The 18159-nt window shown below is 58.1% G+C and carries 10 protein-coding genes and 1 pseudogene; 9 read left to right on the top strand and 2 right to left on the bottom strand.

The features are described from left to right. Positions 1–293 precede the first annotated feature (293 nt). The 6 genes and pseudogenes from ACVMIH_RS38735 to ACVMIH_RS38710 all read left to right on the top strand — a co-directional run bounded on the left by ACVMIH_RS38735 (position 294) and on the right by ACVMIH_RS38710 (position 8064). On the top strand, positions 294–1301 hold the full coding sequence (locus ACVMIH_RS38735) for a branched-chain amino acid ABC transporter substrate-binding protein (protein ID WP_456865793.1): 1008 nt from the start codon (positions 294–296) through the stop codon (positions 1299–1301). Between the two features lie 895 nt (positions 1302–2196). Further along, positions 2197–2454, top strand: a pseudogene (locus ACVMIH_RS38730) (transposase); the annotation flags it as partial. An 89-nt stretch (positions 2455–2543) separates the two neighbouring features. Beyond that, positions 2544–3647, top strand: coding sequence for an LLM class flavin-dependent oxidoreductase (locus tag ACVMIH_RS38725; RefSeq protein ID WP_456852562.1), 1104 nt, complete (start codon positions 2544–2546; stop codon positions 3645–3647). A 1230-nt stretch (positions 3648–4877) separates the two neighbouring features. Further along, positions 4878–5225 carry a NolY gene (locus ACVMIH_RS38720; protein ID WP_456827064.1) on the top strand — a complete coding sequence of 116 codons (348 nt, stop codon included), beginning with the start codon at positions 4878–4880 and terminating at the stop codon, positions 5223–5225. Between the two features lie 997 nt (positions 5226–6222). Continuing rightward, entirely contained in the window at positions 6223–6468 is a 246-nt protein-coding gene (locus ACVMIH_RS38715) for a hypothetical protein (protein ID WP_253624363.1), read from the top strand. Between the two features lie 873 nt (positions 6469–7341). Further along, positions 7342–8064 (top strand): outer membrane protein, encoded by a 723-nt coding sequence (locus tag ACVMIH_RS38710; protein WP_253624364.1) that lies wholly within the window; start codon positions 7342–7344, stop codon positions 8062–8064. A gap of 318 nt (positions 8065–8382) precedes the next feature. Here the strand turns inward: ACVMIH_RS38710 and ACVMIH_RS38705 are convergent, their stop codons facing one another. Beyond that, the gene (locus ACVMIH_RS38705; protein ID WP_253641083.1) at positions 8383–9108 is read right to left on the bottom strand and encodes a helix-turn-helix transcriptional regulator; all 726 of its coding nucleotides are present in this window, start codon (positions 9106–9108) and stop codon (positions 8383–8385) included. Between the two features lie 1337 nt (positions 9109–10445). Here ACVMIH_RS38705 and ACVMIH_RS38700 point away from each other — a divergent pair. After that, positions 10446–11162: a sulfite exporter TauE/SafE family protein gene (locus tag ACVMIH_RS38700; protein ID WP_456827063.1), complete on the top strand. Its 717-nt coding sequence runs from the start codon at positions 10446–10448 to the stop codon at positions 11160–11162. A 971-nt stretch (positions 11163–12133) separates the two neighbouring features. Here the strand turns inward: ACVMIH_RS38700 and ACVMIH_RS38695 are convergent. Then, positions 12134–13447 carry a DUF2130 domain-containing protein gene (locus ACVMIH_RS38695; RefSeq protein WP_253624366.1) on the bottom strand — a complete coding sequence of 438 codons (1314 nt, stop codon included), beginning with the start codon at positions 13445–13447 and terminating at the stop codon, positions 12134–12136. Positions 13448–13943: 496 nt separating this feature from the next. Here ACVMIH_RS38695 and hemN point away from each other — a divergent pair, with 496 nt between their 5' ends. Beyond that, positions 13944–15278 (top strand): oxygen-independent coproporphyrinogen III oxidase, encoded by a 1335-nt coding sequence (gene hemN / locus ACVMIH_RS38690; RefSeq protein ID WP_456827062.1) that lies wholly within the window; start codon positions 13944–13946, stop codon positions 15276–15278. Positions 15279–16378: 1100 nt separating this feature from the next. After that, positions 16379–17965 carry a carbohydrate porin gene (locus ACVMIH_RS38685; protein ID WP_456827061.1) on the top strand — a complete coding sequence of 529 codons (1587 nt, stop codon included), beginning with the start codon at positions 16379–16381 and terminating at the stop codon, positions 17963–17965. Positions 17966–18159: the final 194 nt, after the last annotated feature.

Below are 18159 nucleotides of genomic sequence, written 5' to 3'. Positions count from 1 at the left end.
TCTCTGATGCATTGAGCGAAGCTCCCGTTCAAGGAAGGCTTGAATCGCACGTAACGTCAAATTGTAGGCTCCGCCATGGTCGTTGCCCCGAGCTGACGCATGCTTCGCTTGGCGATCCTTCGACCTGCGGGCCCGTGCTGGCCGCAGACAGTTGGGGTTAGATCGAGGTGAGCACTAGGAGTTCTGCAGTGTTGAATAGGCGTTACACTCCAGCTGCAGCTGCAGCCTTCCTTCTCTGTGCCCTCGCCTCGACTGCGTGGGCTTCGGACGTTCATATTGCCGTGGCCGGCCCAATGAGCGGAAGCAGCGCGGCGTTCGGCACGCAGATGCGCAACGGCGCCGCCGCGGCTGTCGAGGCATTGAACGCTTCGGGCCTGCTTCCCGACACCAAGGTGATACTGAGTGTCGTTGATGACGCCTGCGACCCGAAGCAAGCGGTCGCTGTTGCAAATAAGCTCGCAATGGCTCAGGTGCGTCTGGTCGTCGGCCATTTTTGCTCGTCTTCGTCCATCCCAGCCTCCGACGTCTATGCCGAAGCAGGTATCATCCAATTGTCACCTGGTTCGACAAATCCTCAGCTAACGGAACGCGGCATCCAGACCGTGTTTCGGATCTGCGGCCGCGACGACCAGCAGGGCACCGTTGCGGCTGAATACATTCACCGACATTACCATAGCGACAAGATCGCAGTGCTCGACGACAAGAGCACCGCCGGCAAAGGTATCGCCGATGCGGTTGAGGCACAGCTTCAGGGATTCGGCGAACACGTCATTCGGCAGAGCTATATAGCCGGTGAAAAGGATTATACGGCGCTGATTTCTAGATTGAAGAAGGACGGGGTACGCCTCGCCTATATCGGCGGTTATCACACCGAGATTGGGCTGATCATCCGTCAGGCATCAGAAGCAGAGGCCGGCCTTACCGTCATGGCCAACGACCCGTTGATGACCTCCGAATTCTGGGGCATCACCAGCAGCGCGGGAAACGGTACGCTATTTACCTTTATGCCCGACGTGGCAACGAATGCCAATGCGGCCGACGCGGTGGCCAAACTCAAGGCTTCCGAGCTGTCGTCCGAAGGCTACACACTTTACGCCTATGCCGCAGTGCAGGCGTGGGCAGAGGCGGTGAAGCGGGCCGGTTCCCTCAATGCTGCGCGGGTCGCAACCGAACTCCGTTCACGACCGATCGAAACAGCCGTTGGTCCGGTCAGGTTCGATACCAAGGGAGACAATGCAGGCCCAGGCTTTGTGGTTTACCGCTGGCTCGACGGGCATGTTGAAGCGCTGGATCAGAATTGATCGACGCGACCACAGCCCTTCTCCCTCAACCCAGCTACCGACACAGATGATGAAACGACATCGGGACCTTGCTGCCGTTATACTCGCGAGCTCTCTTGTGCTCGCGGCTTTCGGAGCGCTTGTCGCCCTCGCTGCAGCGCTCGCAGAATTGCCAGACGTCGACGTAGAGGAGGAGTTACGTCCGATGTTAGACAAATAGCATCCCGATAAGGGCCCGTTCTTGCGACGCTTCACTGCCAAACATCCGCAACAGTCTGATTGGCAATGCTGCGAGTTCCGGCCGTTGCCGCTCATGCGACAGCAGCCATGACAACCAAACCGCCGCGGCAATCTCTCTGTCGGCCGCGCATGCTGACAAATGCAACTGTACTTCCCAACCTCCAGCGACCTCACATTGCGCGAAACGCGATTGCGATCCAATCGCTGTTTCGCCAGCGCGTCCCTTGTCGATTCTGCCAGCGCCTCGACCGATCCCCAAGCGACTTACGTCAAACTTAAGGTCTGTGCGAACGCGATCCCACCGCCGGCCAGTTTGATGCGACGCAGCTTGTTGCGAAGCGAATTGCCGATAACAACCTCACATTGATTCCGGCAGTCGGTAATTCGGGCATGGCGCCTCAACAATCGGGCAGAGTTACAACATTGAGAATATTATCGACATGACTTCGATCAGCTCTCCTATCGCCTGCGCGTTCTTGGACGTTGTTCTACTTTCGGGCATAGCCGCCGATCCGTTTGGCAAGAAGGATGGAACGCTCCATCTGACATCGCGGAAACTTGGAATATCTACTGCGTGTCTTGAGCCAACCTTCGTAAGGGCGCCGACGACAGCTGATGTCGCATTGCATATTGCCTGCACTTCGAGTGCAAGTGCTGTGCAAAACGGAACGGACAGATGAAACGACCGAGATTCACAGAAGAGCAAATTATCGCGATACTGAACGAGCATGGGGCTGGTGCGAAACCGGCTGATCTAGCTCACAGACACAAGATCTCTGAAGCGGCGATCTACGACTGGAAGGCCAAGTTCGGCGGCATGGACGTTTCGGCCGCCAAGCGGTTGAGCGCCCTGGAAGAGGAGAACGCGAAGCTAAAGAAGCTTCTGGTCGAGCACATGCTTGGCGTGGATGCACTTCGCGAACTCCTATCAAAGTAGTCGCAACCAATATGCAGGTTCTCACGCCCACGCTGCATGGCGCAAGCCCAGAGCGTTAGCTCCCGCAGAATAGCCAGATCGGCCAAGTGATGCACACCACGTCTTTGACGCCGAAGGCACAAAGCAACCAGGACTCCCATTCCGAAATCGGAGATGATCGAGTGAAAAGCGGCCTTCCTTCAAGACTGACATGCGCAATCTTTGACCACTTGGACGACGACGGCCGCGACATTGCGCGACAGTATGAAGATCGTCTCAAGCTGGCGGAGGCGTGTGATTCTCTGGGCTTTTATGCTTATCACCTGGCGGAGCACCACTGCACCCCTCATGGCAGAGGGCCCTCGCCGAACCTGTTTCTAGCAAGTCTTGCGCAGCGCACCCGGAGGCTTCGCTTTGGTCCGCTCGTTCTGTTGCTCAATCTCTATCATCCATTGCGCGCGTTCGAAGAGATCTGCATGCTTGATCAATTGAGCGGCGGCAGGCTCGAACTCGGTATCGGGCGCGGCTCCCAGCCGATCGAATGGGGCTATTTCGGCATCAGCGCAGGCGCGGCGCCAAGCCGCTATGTGGAAGCCAGCGAAATCTTAAATGTTGCGCTGAAGAGCGATACGTTATCCTACCAAGGAAGCCATTTTGAGCTGAACAGTGTACCCTTAACCTTGAGGCCTCATCAGCGCCCTTATCCACCGACCTGGATCGCCAGCAATCGGACCGAATCGGCGGAATGGGCCGCGGCAAATGGTGCAAATCTGGCGTGTGTCGGCCCCGCCTCTGCTGTCCGAAGCATTACGGATGCTTTTCGTTGCCGTCGAGCGCGCTGCACAGCCGCGGACGATCGAGAGCCATTCCTAGGGTTGGCTCGTATGATCGTGATTGCGAGATCTGACGGAGACGCTCATGCGGCTGCCGAAACCGCTTATGGACAATGGCTGGATAGCTTTAAGTTCCTTTACGAGTTGAACGCCAATCCGACACCGCCGACCCTGCCGCTGTCGTTCGATGCAGCGCTGGAGAGCCAATTGTGCGTCGTCGGAACGCCAGCTTCCGTCCGACAGCAGCTTCTTAACCAGATGGAAGAGGCAGGTACCAACTACCTACTCTGCCAGCTTGCATTCGGGAACCTTCCGCTCGACAATTCACTATACACCGCGAGCGCGATCAGAGCCGAAATCATCGATAGCTTTGGCTGACAATGTCTATTCAACTTCGCTACTTCGGGATGCCCGGCCCCTTCTTGGCATGCGGTACGTGCCCATTGGCGTACGATCAAGGCGTTCTTTCTTGCTCGACGGGAGATCCCAAACCGATAAGGATATAGGCGCGACCTCAAGCATCACTTTGCCGGCCGCGCAGCCGATGTCGTCGGCAGCGACATGACAGGTTGAATAGCGTTGGCATGACAAACCGGCTCAACCCGTATGCGGGCTTGTCTTATGCGTCGTCCAGAGCAGGTCAAGGATAGTCGCGCGCTATCCGCGGACTGGATGCATCCCATCAAAACTTTCGATTTTACGGATTTCAGCCAAATGCACCATAGTCGCTCACCGGTTTCCGGAAAGCACCTTTGACGAAGCTCGTGTGACCATGGACCCCCTTTGCTTTCTGCCAAGTCGCAGGCCGGCTCAAGCCTTTCGCGCCAACATCACCAACGATATCCCTCGACCTTTGAAACCGCGCCACCAGCGGCCTAGCTTCAGCCGGCTGGCTCGCCGAAAAGTATGGCCTTCATTCGAAGTCGCCGACAGCAATTTCGTCATCCTAAAGGCGTTCCCGATGATTAGGCGCTTCGCACGCGCATTGGCCGGGTTGCATGCGTGCGTCGCATAGAAGCCAGGCAGGCGCACTGCCTCTTGCGCCAGCCTCGGCAAGGCTTGTCGGCCTGACCAGGTGGACAGCCCCGTTACTTCCGCGATGTCGCGATTCCCATGCTATGCGACCTCAGCTATCTGACCTCCTTAAACACAAAAGGGACGTGCTGGTATCAGTGGCGCCTATCGACGTCGATTTCGGCGACGCGAAAGGCTATGCGACAACACTAGCCGCCCACTTACGCGCTGTGATCGCGGGGTTCTCATGCCGCCCATCCGCTCCGCGCTGTTTGATGGGCTCGACCTATGCCAACGGCGTTCCTGCGAGGTCCGCTAGCTTGGAGTGCGCCGGCTCGATAGCTCAATCAAGGACGAGCGTTCTACCACGCAGCGCACAGCGCTCTATAGCGACCAGACCTCCTTCGGGTTTTTCTGCGAAACCAGCCTGTCCCTTTCTTCGGTTGCACATGCGCGAGGTGTCTTGTCCAGCGGCAATTCGGTCACGCACCGCATCGGCGGCCTCGCAAACCGGAACGCACACAAAAACTACACGTCAATCTCGTTTAATTAGTCTGGAGCAACACTGTGGAACTTGACCCTTCGAATTCACGCATGCAAGACCTTGAGGATCGCATCGACCTACAACTCGATATCGTGGCAACTCTCGTACGCGAAGGAAGCAACGAGCTCGAGGCAATCCAGCTGCTCAACGCACTCACGAACGAAATGATATCAGCGGAACTGGAGCTCGGCCAGCTCGGCGATACGAGCACCGGTGGCCATCCTGGCGGCGGGCGAGCAGCGCGAATGAGACGGGACCATGGCGTCTACAATCCAGAAGAGCTTCAAATCTTGGGGCGCCTTCTCGATCAGGCAGTGGCCGCCTTACCGCCTGCACTTCGCACTCCGGCCAACCAGATGCGGATTGCCAGATTGATTCTGGCACGTGCGGGGGGCTGAGAGCCGTTTTGCTCTTCCGCGATTGACGGCCGCTCAGCGTGAGCTTCATCGCTGGGCTGACCGTGGCTGTGCTCTCCTACCCACGGATAAGGCCGGTTCAAGACCGCGGCTCACCGCTACGTGAGTGAGCCGCTTCCACGTGCTGATCATTTCGCTTCGAGGAGCGAGACATCCATCCGATTTCCGCTGGACTACACCTCAAACGCTTGATCATGGCATCTTACACGGTCGCAGTTTACTCCAAGGCAGATAGGGGGCGCACGATCCGAGATATTCGTGCGAGACACCGCACGGTTGACCGCGCCTTGCGATATTCGGATCTTGGCAGCATAAGCTAGCTCCCTGATCGCGGCCGCATTGTTCTAAAGTTGCGGGCCACCTGATATTTCGTTGCCAGAACGAGCTCCTGGCAGATCAACGCAATTGTCGCGATAGCTTGTCCCGTTTCTTTGGTACGACCCATCCGGAGCAGAATCGTATCGCAAACGTGGTGCCGCGCGCAGGAACCGGCGGATGTGGCCAGGCTGTTGACGCATGTCGGGAAGCACACGAACGGATTGTCGAGAATGAGCCACACAGCTGGACGCGACATAAAGAGCGCATACGACATCTCCCAGAACACTTCTTAGCCTTGAAAGTGGAAGGTAGCGAACGGCCTGCTCCGTAAGACGGCTGTAGTTCGACTGCCCCTTGGGAGCGTGAGCCCGGCGAACGGCGAAGGGCAAACGCCGGGCAACAAGATGCGGGGCGCAAAGAGGCAAATGTCAACGCAGGGTCTCTTCAGACAATTCAGAATCGTTCGACTCGCGCTGGCACTTCAACACTCGGTCATCCGGACTTCAACAAGCGGCATTATAAAGTTCGCTGTAGCGCCGCGGGCAGCTCGACACACATTTTGGCTGTGGCTCCGACTTCTTGCCGGTCAGGACAGGCCGCAGCTCGTCGGTACGCTTCGGACGAATCTTTCACCTTGTGCTAGGAGTCGAGGAGTTTCGAGATGGATCAGGTCATATCCGACCAGGTGCAAGCGCCAGAGGCTATCGTAAGTATCGCATTTGAAAAAGCGTGGCGCTTTGTCGAGAAGGACCCAGTTCTGGCGCATCATCTCAAGACGTTCCTTCACCGCCGCTTGCGAGCATTACTGGAGTGTTCGATCAGGACCGGCGAACGGAATACCCTGCATCTGGCAAACGAAGCGATACGCAATTTACGAGCGGAACTGGCGTCGCCGAGCAAACAGTAGGTGGTTCGTTCCTCTAGCTGGCCGCCCCCCCCTTGTTATCGGCAGGAACGGGACGGTGTCGTCAACTCCGAAGGGTCAGGTCGTGGTCGAGCTGAGTTTTCACTGCTCATCTTCTACACCGACGACTGCGTCAGAGAGCGCTGCTCGCGCAGCTCTCGTGGTCCCTACACCAGTAGGATAGAAACGGGAGCACACCGGCAACGAAAGGCGGGACAAGCACGCGTTGCCCCGACGTGACACAATGCGCACCGTATCTGGCGGCCTGGCATGCGTCTCAGCAATCTCGATGCGGGCTTCATCCGGCGCGGTGACCAACATTCTGCGGCAGACGATCTTGGCGGCGCACCGGCTCGATTGGCTTTCCTGTCGCGGCAAGAGCAGTCACAGCTCGCCAGATACCGCTCCGGATCTTCAGGATGTCCGAATTTAGATCGATCAATGCCTCTGATGGGTCATTTCCGACGTTACCACAATCTTAAGTCGCCACACGACTCCTGACCCAAGATAAATTCAAATCCCATCCCGATAAGGACGCCTTCATCTGTGCGGCTCATGACGAAACCCGCTGAACGACGCGCAGCCGGACATATCGCCAGGAACCTGATTGTGGCGGTGCTTCAGCAAATGCGCTCGCAGCATTGCGTCGCACAGTGCCATCACGATCGCATCGCCTTCAGGTAAAGGCGCCACGAGGCGCCCTATCAATGTCGCTGCATCTTCGTCCAGGCGTCGCAAGTTAGGCGCCTCACAACCTGACGCACCGTGCGTTTCGACCCATTTCTTGCGGAGGAATGTTGTGCCTCAGTTACAGCAATTCGCAAGCATGTTGTTAAGACGCACGGCGCCGGGGGCATCAAAAGGAATGACACTGGAATGAAGAATTTGCTGATTCTGACCGCAAGCATCGCACTCAGCGCTGCAACTCCCACATTCGGCGCTGACCTCGCCGGGCAGCCTGTCAACATCAAGGCGCCCACATTGCCGGTGGTAGCCCCGATCAACGACTGGAGCGGCTACTATATCGGTCTCAATGGCGGCTGGGGATCGAGTCACAATTGCTGGAATTTCAACGGCGCCACTTCCGAGGGCTGCCATAATTCGACCGGCGGCACCGTCGGCGGCCAGATCGGCTATCGCTGGCAGATCTTCAGAACGGTGTACGGCATCGAAGGTCAGGGCAACTGGGCCGACTTCAGCGGCTCCAATGTCAGCACCGCTTTCCCAGCGGACACCGTTGGCACCAAGACAGATGCATTTGGATTGCTCACCGGCCACATCGGCTACGCATTCAATGCCGTGCTGCTTTACGCCAAGGGCGGTGCGGCGGTGACCAGCAACACCTATCACGTCAACTCAGTGGCTGCTGGCACCGAGCTTGGCAGGAATAACGATGTTCGCTGGGGTGGCGCGCTCGGCGCTGGCGCCGAAGTCGGCCTGACCCCGAACTGGTCGGCTGGCCTCGAGTATAATCACTTGTTCATGCAGGGCAGCAACGTAAGCTTCCCCACGGCCGTTGGCTTCGATCGCGTTCACCAGGACATCGATCTTGTCACGGCACGGCTCAACTACAAGTTCGGCCCAGCGTTTGCGAAATAGCGAACACCACGCGCGCAAGCGTTAAATCGAGAGCCCCGACTAACGGTCGGGGTTCTTTCTCGAAATGCTGCCCTACCGCCTCGCAACCAGCCAGCGGAACCGGCTCGAACTCGTCTAGGCTCAGATCACTGGCTGGCAGAGCAGACCGCAGGCACACCCGAGGGCACCAAGCCAGTCGGCTTGACATGCGTCGTTACACTCCAGAACCTCACGCAACGTGAGTTTCCCGTCGCCTGTCTCAACGAAGCACTGTTCGAATGACATGAGCCTTGCCAGGGCTTGGCGTCAATGGCACTTCCTGGCAGTGAGGATGGGATCTCAAAGAATATTGAGGCGAATAGCTATAGCGGTCGCCTGGATCCGGCTGGTCGCACCCAGCTTTCGCATTGCATTCTTGATATGAAAATTGACCGTATTTTCGCTAATTTTTAGGATCTTCCCAATTTCCCAGGACGATTTCCCCTCTGCCACCCACCGCATGCAACTGATCTCCCGTTGCGACAACGCAATTTGTTTCCCGCAGCCGCCATTAGAGGGTCGAGCAATCTCGCCATAGGCGCTGTGAAAGAGCGAAGCCAGGGCATTGAGATGACCGATGCGATTCTGAGGATCAGCATCGTCGGACGGAGATGCAAAGGACACCACAGATACTTGGCCCAACGGACCAAATAGAGGCACGCTCATGCCATGTTTCAGCCCGGCCTCCCTGGCCTCATCCAATACGCGTCTCTCGTCCGGTTGAAGCTGACAATGATCAGCGAGTTGGTCCCACAGAAACGGACGCGAATGCATCGGCGTCCGCCGGACCACCGGATCGATGGTGTGGTACTTGCGTTTGAAGTATCGATCGCACCAGGCCGGCGGCCAATTCACAGCGACAGTGGGCGGTGGATACTCAGCCAACCGAAGCGGCTCGACGAAGTTGAGGGCTCCGTAAGCGACTTCACTGAATCCTTCCTCGGTGGCACGGTTTACAAGAAGATCGAACAACGCTCTCAGCGAATGCGTCTGGTTTGCGCATTCGGTGAAGCTAAAGAGATCCACAATGGGCGCTTCGGCACGCCGATCCGGCTCGCCATCGCTGCGTTCGATTGCATTTGTTTCAGGCCGAGCCACATTCCATTCCATGAGCTGAACTCTCAGGTTTGCTCTTCGTGAAGTCTGGAGCGCGCGCTGCGTCAGACGCCATTCCCGAATTCCTCGCCTTCCGCCAGCTGCGGCGCGACAATTGTTCCGTCAAACGCCGGGATCCAGCTGCTATCCTCGTCGGACACCCGACGGCACGCCACAACCGAAGCGCCGTCAAATTCCGTCCGATCGGTCCTGCTCGCCGATGACGCGCTGGCCAAGCAGGCGGTCACCGCATTGTCGTTCGTCTGATGGTCTGTGCCCTCGATGCTGTCTTAATAGTGCGGCCAAAGCAGCCCTGAATGACAAGATCGGCTCTACTCAGATTAAATGGTAAGGAGCGACTGTCCTGCCCGAAGGACGCCTGGCTTCGCCTCAAGGTTGAGCGCGATGATACCCTGAACGTTGACCTTCGCGATTCAAGCGGGATGGAGCACGTTGGCCAACTTGGCGGTGCCGGACTCGATCTTCGCAGTTCTGACATCAGCCTTCTGCTTCCTGCCGACAGGAAGGTCATTTTTTCTTCCCCATCCTGCGAATTGCTGTCGCGGATTCTTCGCTCATCCTCCGTCCTTCGACGGCGTCGGGAATGCGGCCTGCGAGCAACGCGGAAGAGCCGCACCAGCAGGTGACCGCGTGATATAACGGCCCGGCGCCTGATCAGGCGCGTTGAAGAGGTCCAGCGCACCTGAATTGAAGGCACAGATGATCCGCGCGCCAGGTGCGCAATGGGAGATGCGCGCAGAAACGACACCTGCCGGCCGCAGAGGACACCTTGCATGCGCATCTCCATAAGGGAGAGGACCTGGGCGCGGATCAGCAAGTGTCGTACCAACTGGCGGCCTCGCAAGATTCAATCCTCGATACCAGGGATTCAAGGCAAGAGCCCGGTTTCGGCGCACGAGGGCTTGAAGCAATGGCGACAACTGGAGGAAACGCGACAGCGCCACTTGCGCTAGGCTCCCACGGCCTGGAAAGAGTGCTGCTCGGCGCGGCGGCTCCCAAGCGCCTTTCAAACAGCCGGGCGCTGGCGTACCACTTTCACATCTTGGTCAAGTACCAATGCTGACAATTGAAGAAGCCGATCCACAATGGCAATCGTGTGGGAACCTTAGCCGGTGCCAACTGCGGCGCGCGGCCGCGCGGCATCCGATTAAGCGCTCGCTTGGACTTCTTCCCTCGCGGAAAGGCAGTTGGGACTGCGTGCAGTTAGTGCAAGGCAAGCGAAGAGCTTTTCGCAGGGCTGGTGACGTATGCTTTCTCTGTTCTTCGCGATTATCTCACTGCTCTATGCAATGGTTGGCCAAGCCGGTGGAACCGCGTTCCTAGCGCTTATGGCGTTTTCTAGCTTGCCCTCCACAGAGATGCGCCCGACGGCGCTTGGCCTCAACATAGTTGTCGCGAGTTATTCCACGTGGTTCTTAAACCGCAACAGAGTCATCGACTGGACAGCGCTCCGGCCACTTCTATTGTCATCGATGCCGGCGGCACTTGCCGGCAGCTTGCTGGTGCTCGGGGAGCACGTTTACAGGACGTTGACTGGTCTTGTCCTCCTTTTGGCGAGCGCTGTGATGATCGTTCGGCGCGGCCGCGTTGCCCATCGTATTTTCGAAACTCCGCTCTGGGGAAGCGTAGGCATTGGAGCGGTCGTCGGGTTTGTTTCGGGTCTGACCGGCGTGGGCGGTGGAGTTTTCCTGGCGCCCGCGCTCATGACACTGAACTGGGCGTCAGCCAGGCAAGTCACCCTGCTGTCTCCTCCGTTCATCCTAGCGAATTCCACAGTGGGCTTCGTCGGAGTTCTTTTCACCGGCCAGTTTCCGTGTTCGGATTCGGCCGTTTACGCAATCGCCGCACTGGGAGGAGCCGTCGCAGGGACGGTTATCGGCCTGAAATGGCTGAGCCAGGCAGCTATTAGGTTCATCCTCGTGGCGGTTCTGCTCATTGCCGGCGTGCAGTTGGTGCGCACCTAAATGCCGTCGGATCTGCTTTTGCTGCAGCTGTCGTTGCGGTCATCGAGCACACCGAGGCTCATGACAACAGTCGCAAAGATTCCAAAACGAACGATCCGAGCCCCTGAAGCAGAACAGACGCGTATCGTCTGACTTGGACGTGCCAGGGAGTGCAGAAGCTGACAATGCCCGCGCGTTGCGATTCCGGCACAGCCTGCGGCCTGTTTGGAATTGGTGAACTCGCAGCGCTCACAATGGCTCGGCCGAATTAAAGCGCCCCGACGCACCTGCCGGGGGTTGAAGTGCGCCGGGGCAGCCCCAGCATCATCAGTACATCCGTGACGATGCTTGGCGCAATGAGACAAGCGGCGTGGCGGAATTGAGGCTGATCCATCCTTATGACGTGGAATGCAAAATGTTTTTCACGCCGGTTCGATGGCTATTGAAACTCACGTTGCGTCACGTTGTACGATCTCACACCCTGCGTTTCATCGACCGAGACTCCTTGTCTGACAATCCCGGCTTGAAGAGCATTCTGACCGTTGCATCCGGAGGCGTCGCGCTAAATACTATCCCTACCCTCGTTCGCCTATACCATTTTATCCTGCACAACCTAGGCAGCCCGGAACGCAAATCGGAACACGACATCGCGCCCCGAAGCATTTCCCGCCAAGTCGCTGAATGCAAATGGGCTCAAATCCCGTCTGCGCAGGTTTGAAAAGGCGCGACTGACAACGATGCGGCAGATTGTGCAGCTTCAATAGAAGCGCCGACTAGCGCTCCTCGACGAGCCCTTCTACCGTAAGAAAAACAACATCGACGCCGAGACCCGCCGGCGCTTTCTCACCATTACGTGCAAGCGTGTGGCAAAGGTGCTATTGCGCGAGGGGGAAGTGCCAGGCGCGAGCCGAACGGTAGCATGCCAACCTGTCAGTTCGCACAGGGTGTATGAAATCGAAGCCGAAAGAAGCTCAACTGTGCGTCGCATTTGATTATGACGCTTTGCGCTCCGATTGGGCCAAGCATTCCAGCAGCGGTGCATCGAGGCTCGGGATTTCCGGCATCGCCTTGCCGGCGATCGCCTGAAGGTCACCGACCATGCCAACGGTAGATTCGATGACAGAGAGGATCTGCGTCTCGCGCTTGGCCCATTGTCGGCCCATGAACTTGCGCTCCTTGTCGAGATCTTCTCGCATGTCGTTGAATTTTTCAACGACAGCTTCTACCCGCTGGCGGAACCTGGTGCCGGTCAGATACCGGTACACCTGCTCCATTTTGGTTTGCTGGCCTTGCTGCACCAGGCGCGAGCTGCTCAAATCAATCAGCCCCTGACGGAGCGCGATCGCGACCGCAACAGCACAGCGGGGATGAGCAACCCATATTCCGTCGATCAGATCGAAAAATTCGACGTGCTTCGGCAGCGCCTGTGAAATGATGAGGGCCACATCTGCGCCACACCGCCTTTGGTCGTCGCGCAGTTTCCCGAGCCAGCCGTCGCTCCATGCCTTCGTACGCTTGGATTCCCAAAGGATGAGGCCCGCAGGATGACCGATTGAACCGTTGACCTGCTGGACGACGTCCGCACCCAGCTCTCCCTTGCCGATCGGCTCGATTGTATCAGTGGGAAAACGGCTGCGAAGCAGCTCTTCGAGCTCGAGCTCAAGCACTTCGCCCTGGGATTGCTGCGAGCCCTGCTCAGCCTTGCGCTTCAACTCTTCGATCGTCCGCGCCATGGATTCGATCGTTTGATCCTTCTCGAGCACCCGAAAGCGGGCGGCTTCGTCGGCTTCCTGCCTGGCTTTGGCCCGGATATCTGCGATTGAGGCCTGCACGCGTTTTTCGATGGTCAGATCGAGTTCACGTTTCTCTTCGTCAAGGGCACGTTGCCTGCGGATCAGTTCGGCCTGAGCCTGCTGCGCCTCAGCAAGTTTGGCATTGTTGGCCTCCAGGCTTTGACGAAGCTCGGCTGCTTCGGCAGCTTTTGCCAGCAGCTCGGCCGCCGCGGCCTGCCGAGCCTTCTTCGCTTCCATGGCGACGAGTTCGGTGCGCTCGGCCGCCAGGCGCGCGGTCACTTGATCCTCGATCTGTTCGCGTTGCCTCGCCAGTTGCTCCTGCTCATGGCGCAAGGCCTCGGCCTTGCGGGCAACCTCGGCATCCTTGTCCGCCAACTGTCGCTGAAAACGTCGGCGAGTTTCCTCGATCAGGGGAGCAGCAAGAGATTCGGTGAGGTGAATCTCATGATTGCAGTTCGGGCAATGGAGAATAGGCTGATGCGCGGCGCCCGCCGCGGGTGCTTTCAGGTTCATGAGCCCTCCTGGCCGATTGGCCCTGTGCTGCCGGCCCAGCGTGGCGCGGACTACCAATCGGATTTAGCGTGATTTCCTGACTCGATCGAACGCCTGGGGCATCCACATCAGCTTTTCCACCGAAAACACCTTGAAACGCTGAGGCCGACTGGTTCGCCGCCGGCAATGCCTTGGATCCTGTCTTTGTCGCAAAAGCCCCCGCGTTGGAGAATGCAGACGCAATGTGCGCTCCGATGAATCATTGTTCCTGCGCACAATGATTGGGCGGATCGAGCCCGGGCGGCCGAGCTCATGTGAGACATTTGTTCTCTTACCGGGTGCAAATGATGGCTAGCGCCTGACTTTCTCTCCGCTCCCAGTTCGCAGGCTGTCCTGGCAGCTACATCGAAGAAGGGTCTCGAGCTTCAGGATCAAGGCAGTGCCTTTTGACTTAACGCAAAGACAGAGCAGAGGATATCCGTCAGCCTCATAGCGTATCAGCGCGGAAAGGTAAGCGTTGCAGACCTCACTCCTGAACAAGTATTGTGATGCTCGCCTGCCCTGGTACACCATCTACCCAACGGTACCGGATTTCTCTGCTGCGGTCGGCGCCACGACCTATGAGGCGTGGTTGCGGCGGCTGCCGCCTGACGAATCCGTATCGCTCTACCTTCACGTTCCGTTCTGCCGGTCGATCTGCTGGTATTGCGGCTTCCCAACAAGCCTCACTCACAGCGAGCGGCCGATTCGCAATTACCTGCTGACGGTACGTGAGGAAATTCGTCTGGTCACAGAGCAAACGCCTCACGGTCTTCCGGTGAGCGACCTGCATTTCGGCGGCGGCACGCCGACTACTATCCCACCGGCCGATTTCTTGGCTCTGATGGAGCTTTTGCGCCGCTGCTTCGCGTTCAGCAAATCGACCGCGCTCGCCGTCGAGATCGATCCCCGCGCGTTCACGGCCGAGATGGCGGAAACCTTGGGATTAGCGGGCGTCAGCCGCGCGAGCATCGGCGTGCAAAGCTTCGATCCCGTAGTTCAAAGGGCGGTCAACCGTCTCCAAAGCGAAGCGCAGGTCGCTTTTGCGGTCGAACGCCTTCGCCAACATGGAATAAGCCGTATCAATTTCGACCTGCTCTTCGGATTGCCGCATCAGACCGTGCAATCCTGCGTGAACTCAGCGCAGACGGCTTTGACCATGCGGCCCGACCGCCTTGCGGTGTTCGGCTATGCCCATGTTCCCTCCTACATGAAACGTCAGCGCCAGATCGACGAGACGGCGCTGCCCGACAATGTTGCACGCGCCGAGCAAGCTGCGGCCATGGCAGATACGCTGGTGTCCGCCGGATATCGCCAAATCGGGCTCGACCATTTTGCCCTCCCGGACGACGAGCTCGCGCACTCGCAGAAAACCGGCCGGCTGCGCCGCAACTCGCTGGGCTATTCGGCCGATACGTGTAACACAGTGATCGGCTTTGGTCCGTCAGCCATCGGCCGTCTGCGCGATGGTTACGTGCAGAACGAGACGGCAACCAGTTCCTATAGCCGACAGATTAGTGCTGGCCATCTGGCAACCTCAAAGGGCCACTGCCTCACCGCCGAAGATCGCGTTCGGGCTGCAATCATCGAGCGGCTGATGTGCGACTTGCAGGCCGACGTGCCGGCAATCTGCGCCGCCCACGGATTTGCTCCGATGCCCTTTGTCGATTCAGCTGACCGTCTGGGAATGCTTGCCGAAGACGGGATACTGGACATCGAAGAGGGTTTCGTCCGAGTCAAACCAGAGCACCGTTTTGTCATTCGCGCTGTTGCTGCCGCGTTCGACGCTTACCTCGACCGCGCCCCCTATTAGCAGGCGACGGATAGGGAAGCTCTGGCATCCAGTGACGACCTCATGATTGAAGCGACTTGGTGAGTTTCCGGCGTCCCGACAAATTCCCAGAGGTCAGCCCAAAGCCAGGCGCCAGCAGCACTGGAGCCCACGAGGACAGGAGAACCACCAAGGCACAGAAAATGCCCCGCGACGGCCCTCGCAAGAGCGGTCGCAAATCCGAAGCAACCGCATCGTCAATCATCACCATCGCGCCTCGTCCAGCATTCCTCTTTCGACCGGTTTGCTTCGCCGATCCGAGGGCTTGCGGTGTTCGCGCGCTCCAGAGGTCCCGACTGCCGATAATGTCATGTTCGCGGTCCTCCTCGACCGCTTGCCCATTTGCTTCCTGCGCGCCTTGAAGGACCTGCCGCTTCACTCAAGACGCGCCGTTTAAGCGCGTCGGCTGAACCTCAATTCCTCATACGAAGGGCAACCATTGCGCACGATCAACTACCAATCTCAGCAGGTTGATTGAGATCACGGGCGCATGCCAAGCGGGACCAACGAAAGCCGCACACGGGAAGGACCCGCTATGCAAGACAGATTCGGCCGTCCCAACGGCTCTTACGGCGCCAGCTGCTCGCCCGCCTCAACCAAAGCGGCTCGAAGGCTGTCTCGTCCGTTCACCTATGACGACCATGATGGGCATCGTCGTGCGATCTGCGAGCGCAGACATTCCAGAGGCGGCTGGTCGCGGATCCAGTCGATTGTCTGGCGCATCACCAAACTCCGTGAACCCGTGCCTCGTGCACCACGAGATTTGCTTCCTGGTGCTTGCCACTTCGTCAGTAAAGGGATCTTCCCGCAAGGTACCCGCCAACACCAGCCTGCTCTGTCCCAGGGCGAGCAGCCTGGCTGTGTTCATAGAGTGAGGGCGAGGGTAAAGGCACGCGTCCTCAACCTCTTGCCGCGCCAGCGCGCACCGCTCTCTTTCGGCGCTCCGGCCTGATGCGCAAGTTATTTGTAGAGCGGATCATCTGCTGCCTCCTCGGGAACGAAAATGTTGGGATGCCACTCTCGGCCAATCAGGCGACAGTTCTTTCCGATCATGACTGGCTGACACGGACCTGAAGTACGCTATGCGTGATTGGTTTCTTGCGGCGACGTCGCTTCGAGCATCTTCGGCCGCCTTGGCATCTGTTTTCACGTTTCGGCCAATCGGCAAACGATGGAGACGGGCTATCGCAGTTTCGCTCGCGGCTTGCCTGTTCGGCAACGCCGCGCGGGCACAAACCGGTGACGAGTTCGATCCCGGAAACGACACTGTAGGTCAAGCCGGCGAAGGCAGACAAGCTTCCGGTCCGGCGATAAAGTTGCGGACCGGGATGATGCGTGCAATCCGGCCTCGGCGCCCGTGGTCTGCGGCACGTGCCGATACGTCTGGCGAAAAGCGCAGCAGTGTTGATAGATTTGCTCAGACGCGAACGCAAAAGCCCATCGATCCCTTCGCCAGGTACGACAATCTGCGTGAAAAAGGGTTGTGGCTCGCCATTCCTGGTCCTGCAGATACGATTGATCAGGAGGACGGCGGCGTTCGGTCCGCGCTGGCAGATGTCGGCATTGGCTATATCGGCTGGACACACAACATGTTTGTAGATAATCAGCTGCCGAATGCAGCGAGAAGCCCAATCGCAAACCAGCTTTACATGGGCCAGAACCCGACCTTCGCTTCGGCGAACTTCTTGATTGTCACTTACGATCTCAGCCGATTTGGCATTCCCGATGGCCAGATTGTCGTCGGAGCCGAGCAGCAATACTGGACGTGGGACCGCCCGGGGCCTGACAGAGTGGGGTTCAACACGCTCGCCTACTACCAGACTTTGCTCGACAGGAAACTCGAACTCAAACTTGGTTACCTGAGAAACCAAAATGAGTTTGCCGGCACATTGTTCGGAGGGATGACCGGATCGAACATGTTCGCCTTAATCCAGGCAGGGGTGAGCACCAATGCTGCGCCCACGCCGGCGGTCAACCTGAAGTACAATTTTGATGATCGCTTCTACAACAAGTTCTCACTTCAGCGCTCAATCAGTCCGGATGGTCCCTATGCCGAGATAAGGGAGAATCCCGCCGGCTTGAACTGGAGCACGGCCAATGCGGGCACGCTTCTCATCGATGAAATCGGCTACAGGAGCAAGGCCGCTCCTGGATCGCCCGACACATGGCTGCGGGCCGGCGCTGGTTTCAACACCAGCCGCTACAAGAATTTGGCGGACCCGGATCAACAGCGAGTAAGCGGCAACAATTTCCAGTACATCGCTGCGGACCGGCAATTTTGGCAAACTGATGCCACTGGGTCGCCGTCTCGCGGACTCTATGGCGGATTCTCCTTCATGGCAGCTCCGCCTGACCTCAACAGGATCAGCCAGTATTACGAGCTTCGTCTTTATACGAAAGGGCCGTTTGATAGTCGCCCCAAGGATCTGGTTGCTCTTGTCGCCAGCAACACGACCTGGAGCAAATTCGCCGTGGATGCTGCCCTGGCTAAGGGCCAACTTGCGCATCGCGATACCCTGGCGATCACGGGCACATATACTGCCCATCTTGCCCCGGGCATCTATGCAAGCGCCGGACTGTCATACATCCACAACCCGACAAGCGTCACACATACGCTTCACACCGAGCACGCCCTCAATCTGCTGGTGTCTACGCTGGTTTTCTTCTGATTATGGCAAGCGCCGTTCTGCTGCCACCTTCGCGTGCCCCCGGGAACCGGAACTCTGCGATCTGCTTGCAGGATCGGTCCTGCATCTGAGTTTGATGAGCCGGTGACATCCGATGTAAAGGGACGCCACCTGTAAGTGATTGCGCAAAATGGAGGACGTTAGGTCTGTAGGGACGGTCGACGGATCGTCGAGAA

The organism is Bradyrhizobium sp. USDA 4503, assembly GCF_054055815.1.
The sequence above is the reverse complement of the archived record's forward strand: the minus strand, read 5'-3'. Positions and strand labels throughout refer to the sequence as shown.

Bases quoted from the DNA above. Each gene is read 5' to 3' on its own strand.
- ACVMIH_RS38735 (WP_456865793.1), top strand. From the start codon at position 294: ATGAGCGGAAGCAGCGCGGCGTTCGGCACGCAGATGCGCAACGGCGCC.
- ACVMIH_RS38720 (WP_456827064.1), top strand. From the start codon at position 4,878: ATGCAAGACCTTGAGGATCGCATCGACCTACAACTCGATATCGTGGCA.
- ACVMIH_RS38715 (WP_253624363.1), top strand. From the start codon at position 6,223: ATGGATCAGGTCATATCCGACCAGGTGCAAGCGCCAGAGGCTATCGTA.
- ACVMIH_RS38710 (WP_253624364.1), top strand. From the start codon at position 7,342: ATGAAGAATTTGCTGATTCTGACCGCAAGCATCGCACTCAGCGCTGCA.
- ACVMIH_RS38700 (WP_456827063.1), top strand. From the start codon at position 10,446: ATGCTTTCTCTGTTCTTCGCGATTATCTCACTGCTCTATGCAATGGTT.
- ACVMIH_RS38695 (WP_253624366.1), bottom strand. From the start codon at position 13,447: ATGAACCTGAAAGCACCCGCGGCGGGCGCCGCGCATCAGCCTATTCTC.
- ACVMIH_RS38685 (WP_456827061.1), top strand. From the start codon at position 16,379: ATGCGTGATTGGTTTCTTGCGGCGACGTCGCTTCGAGCATCTTCGGCC.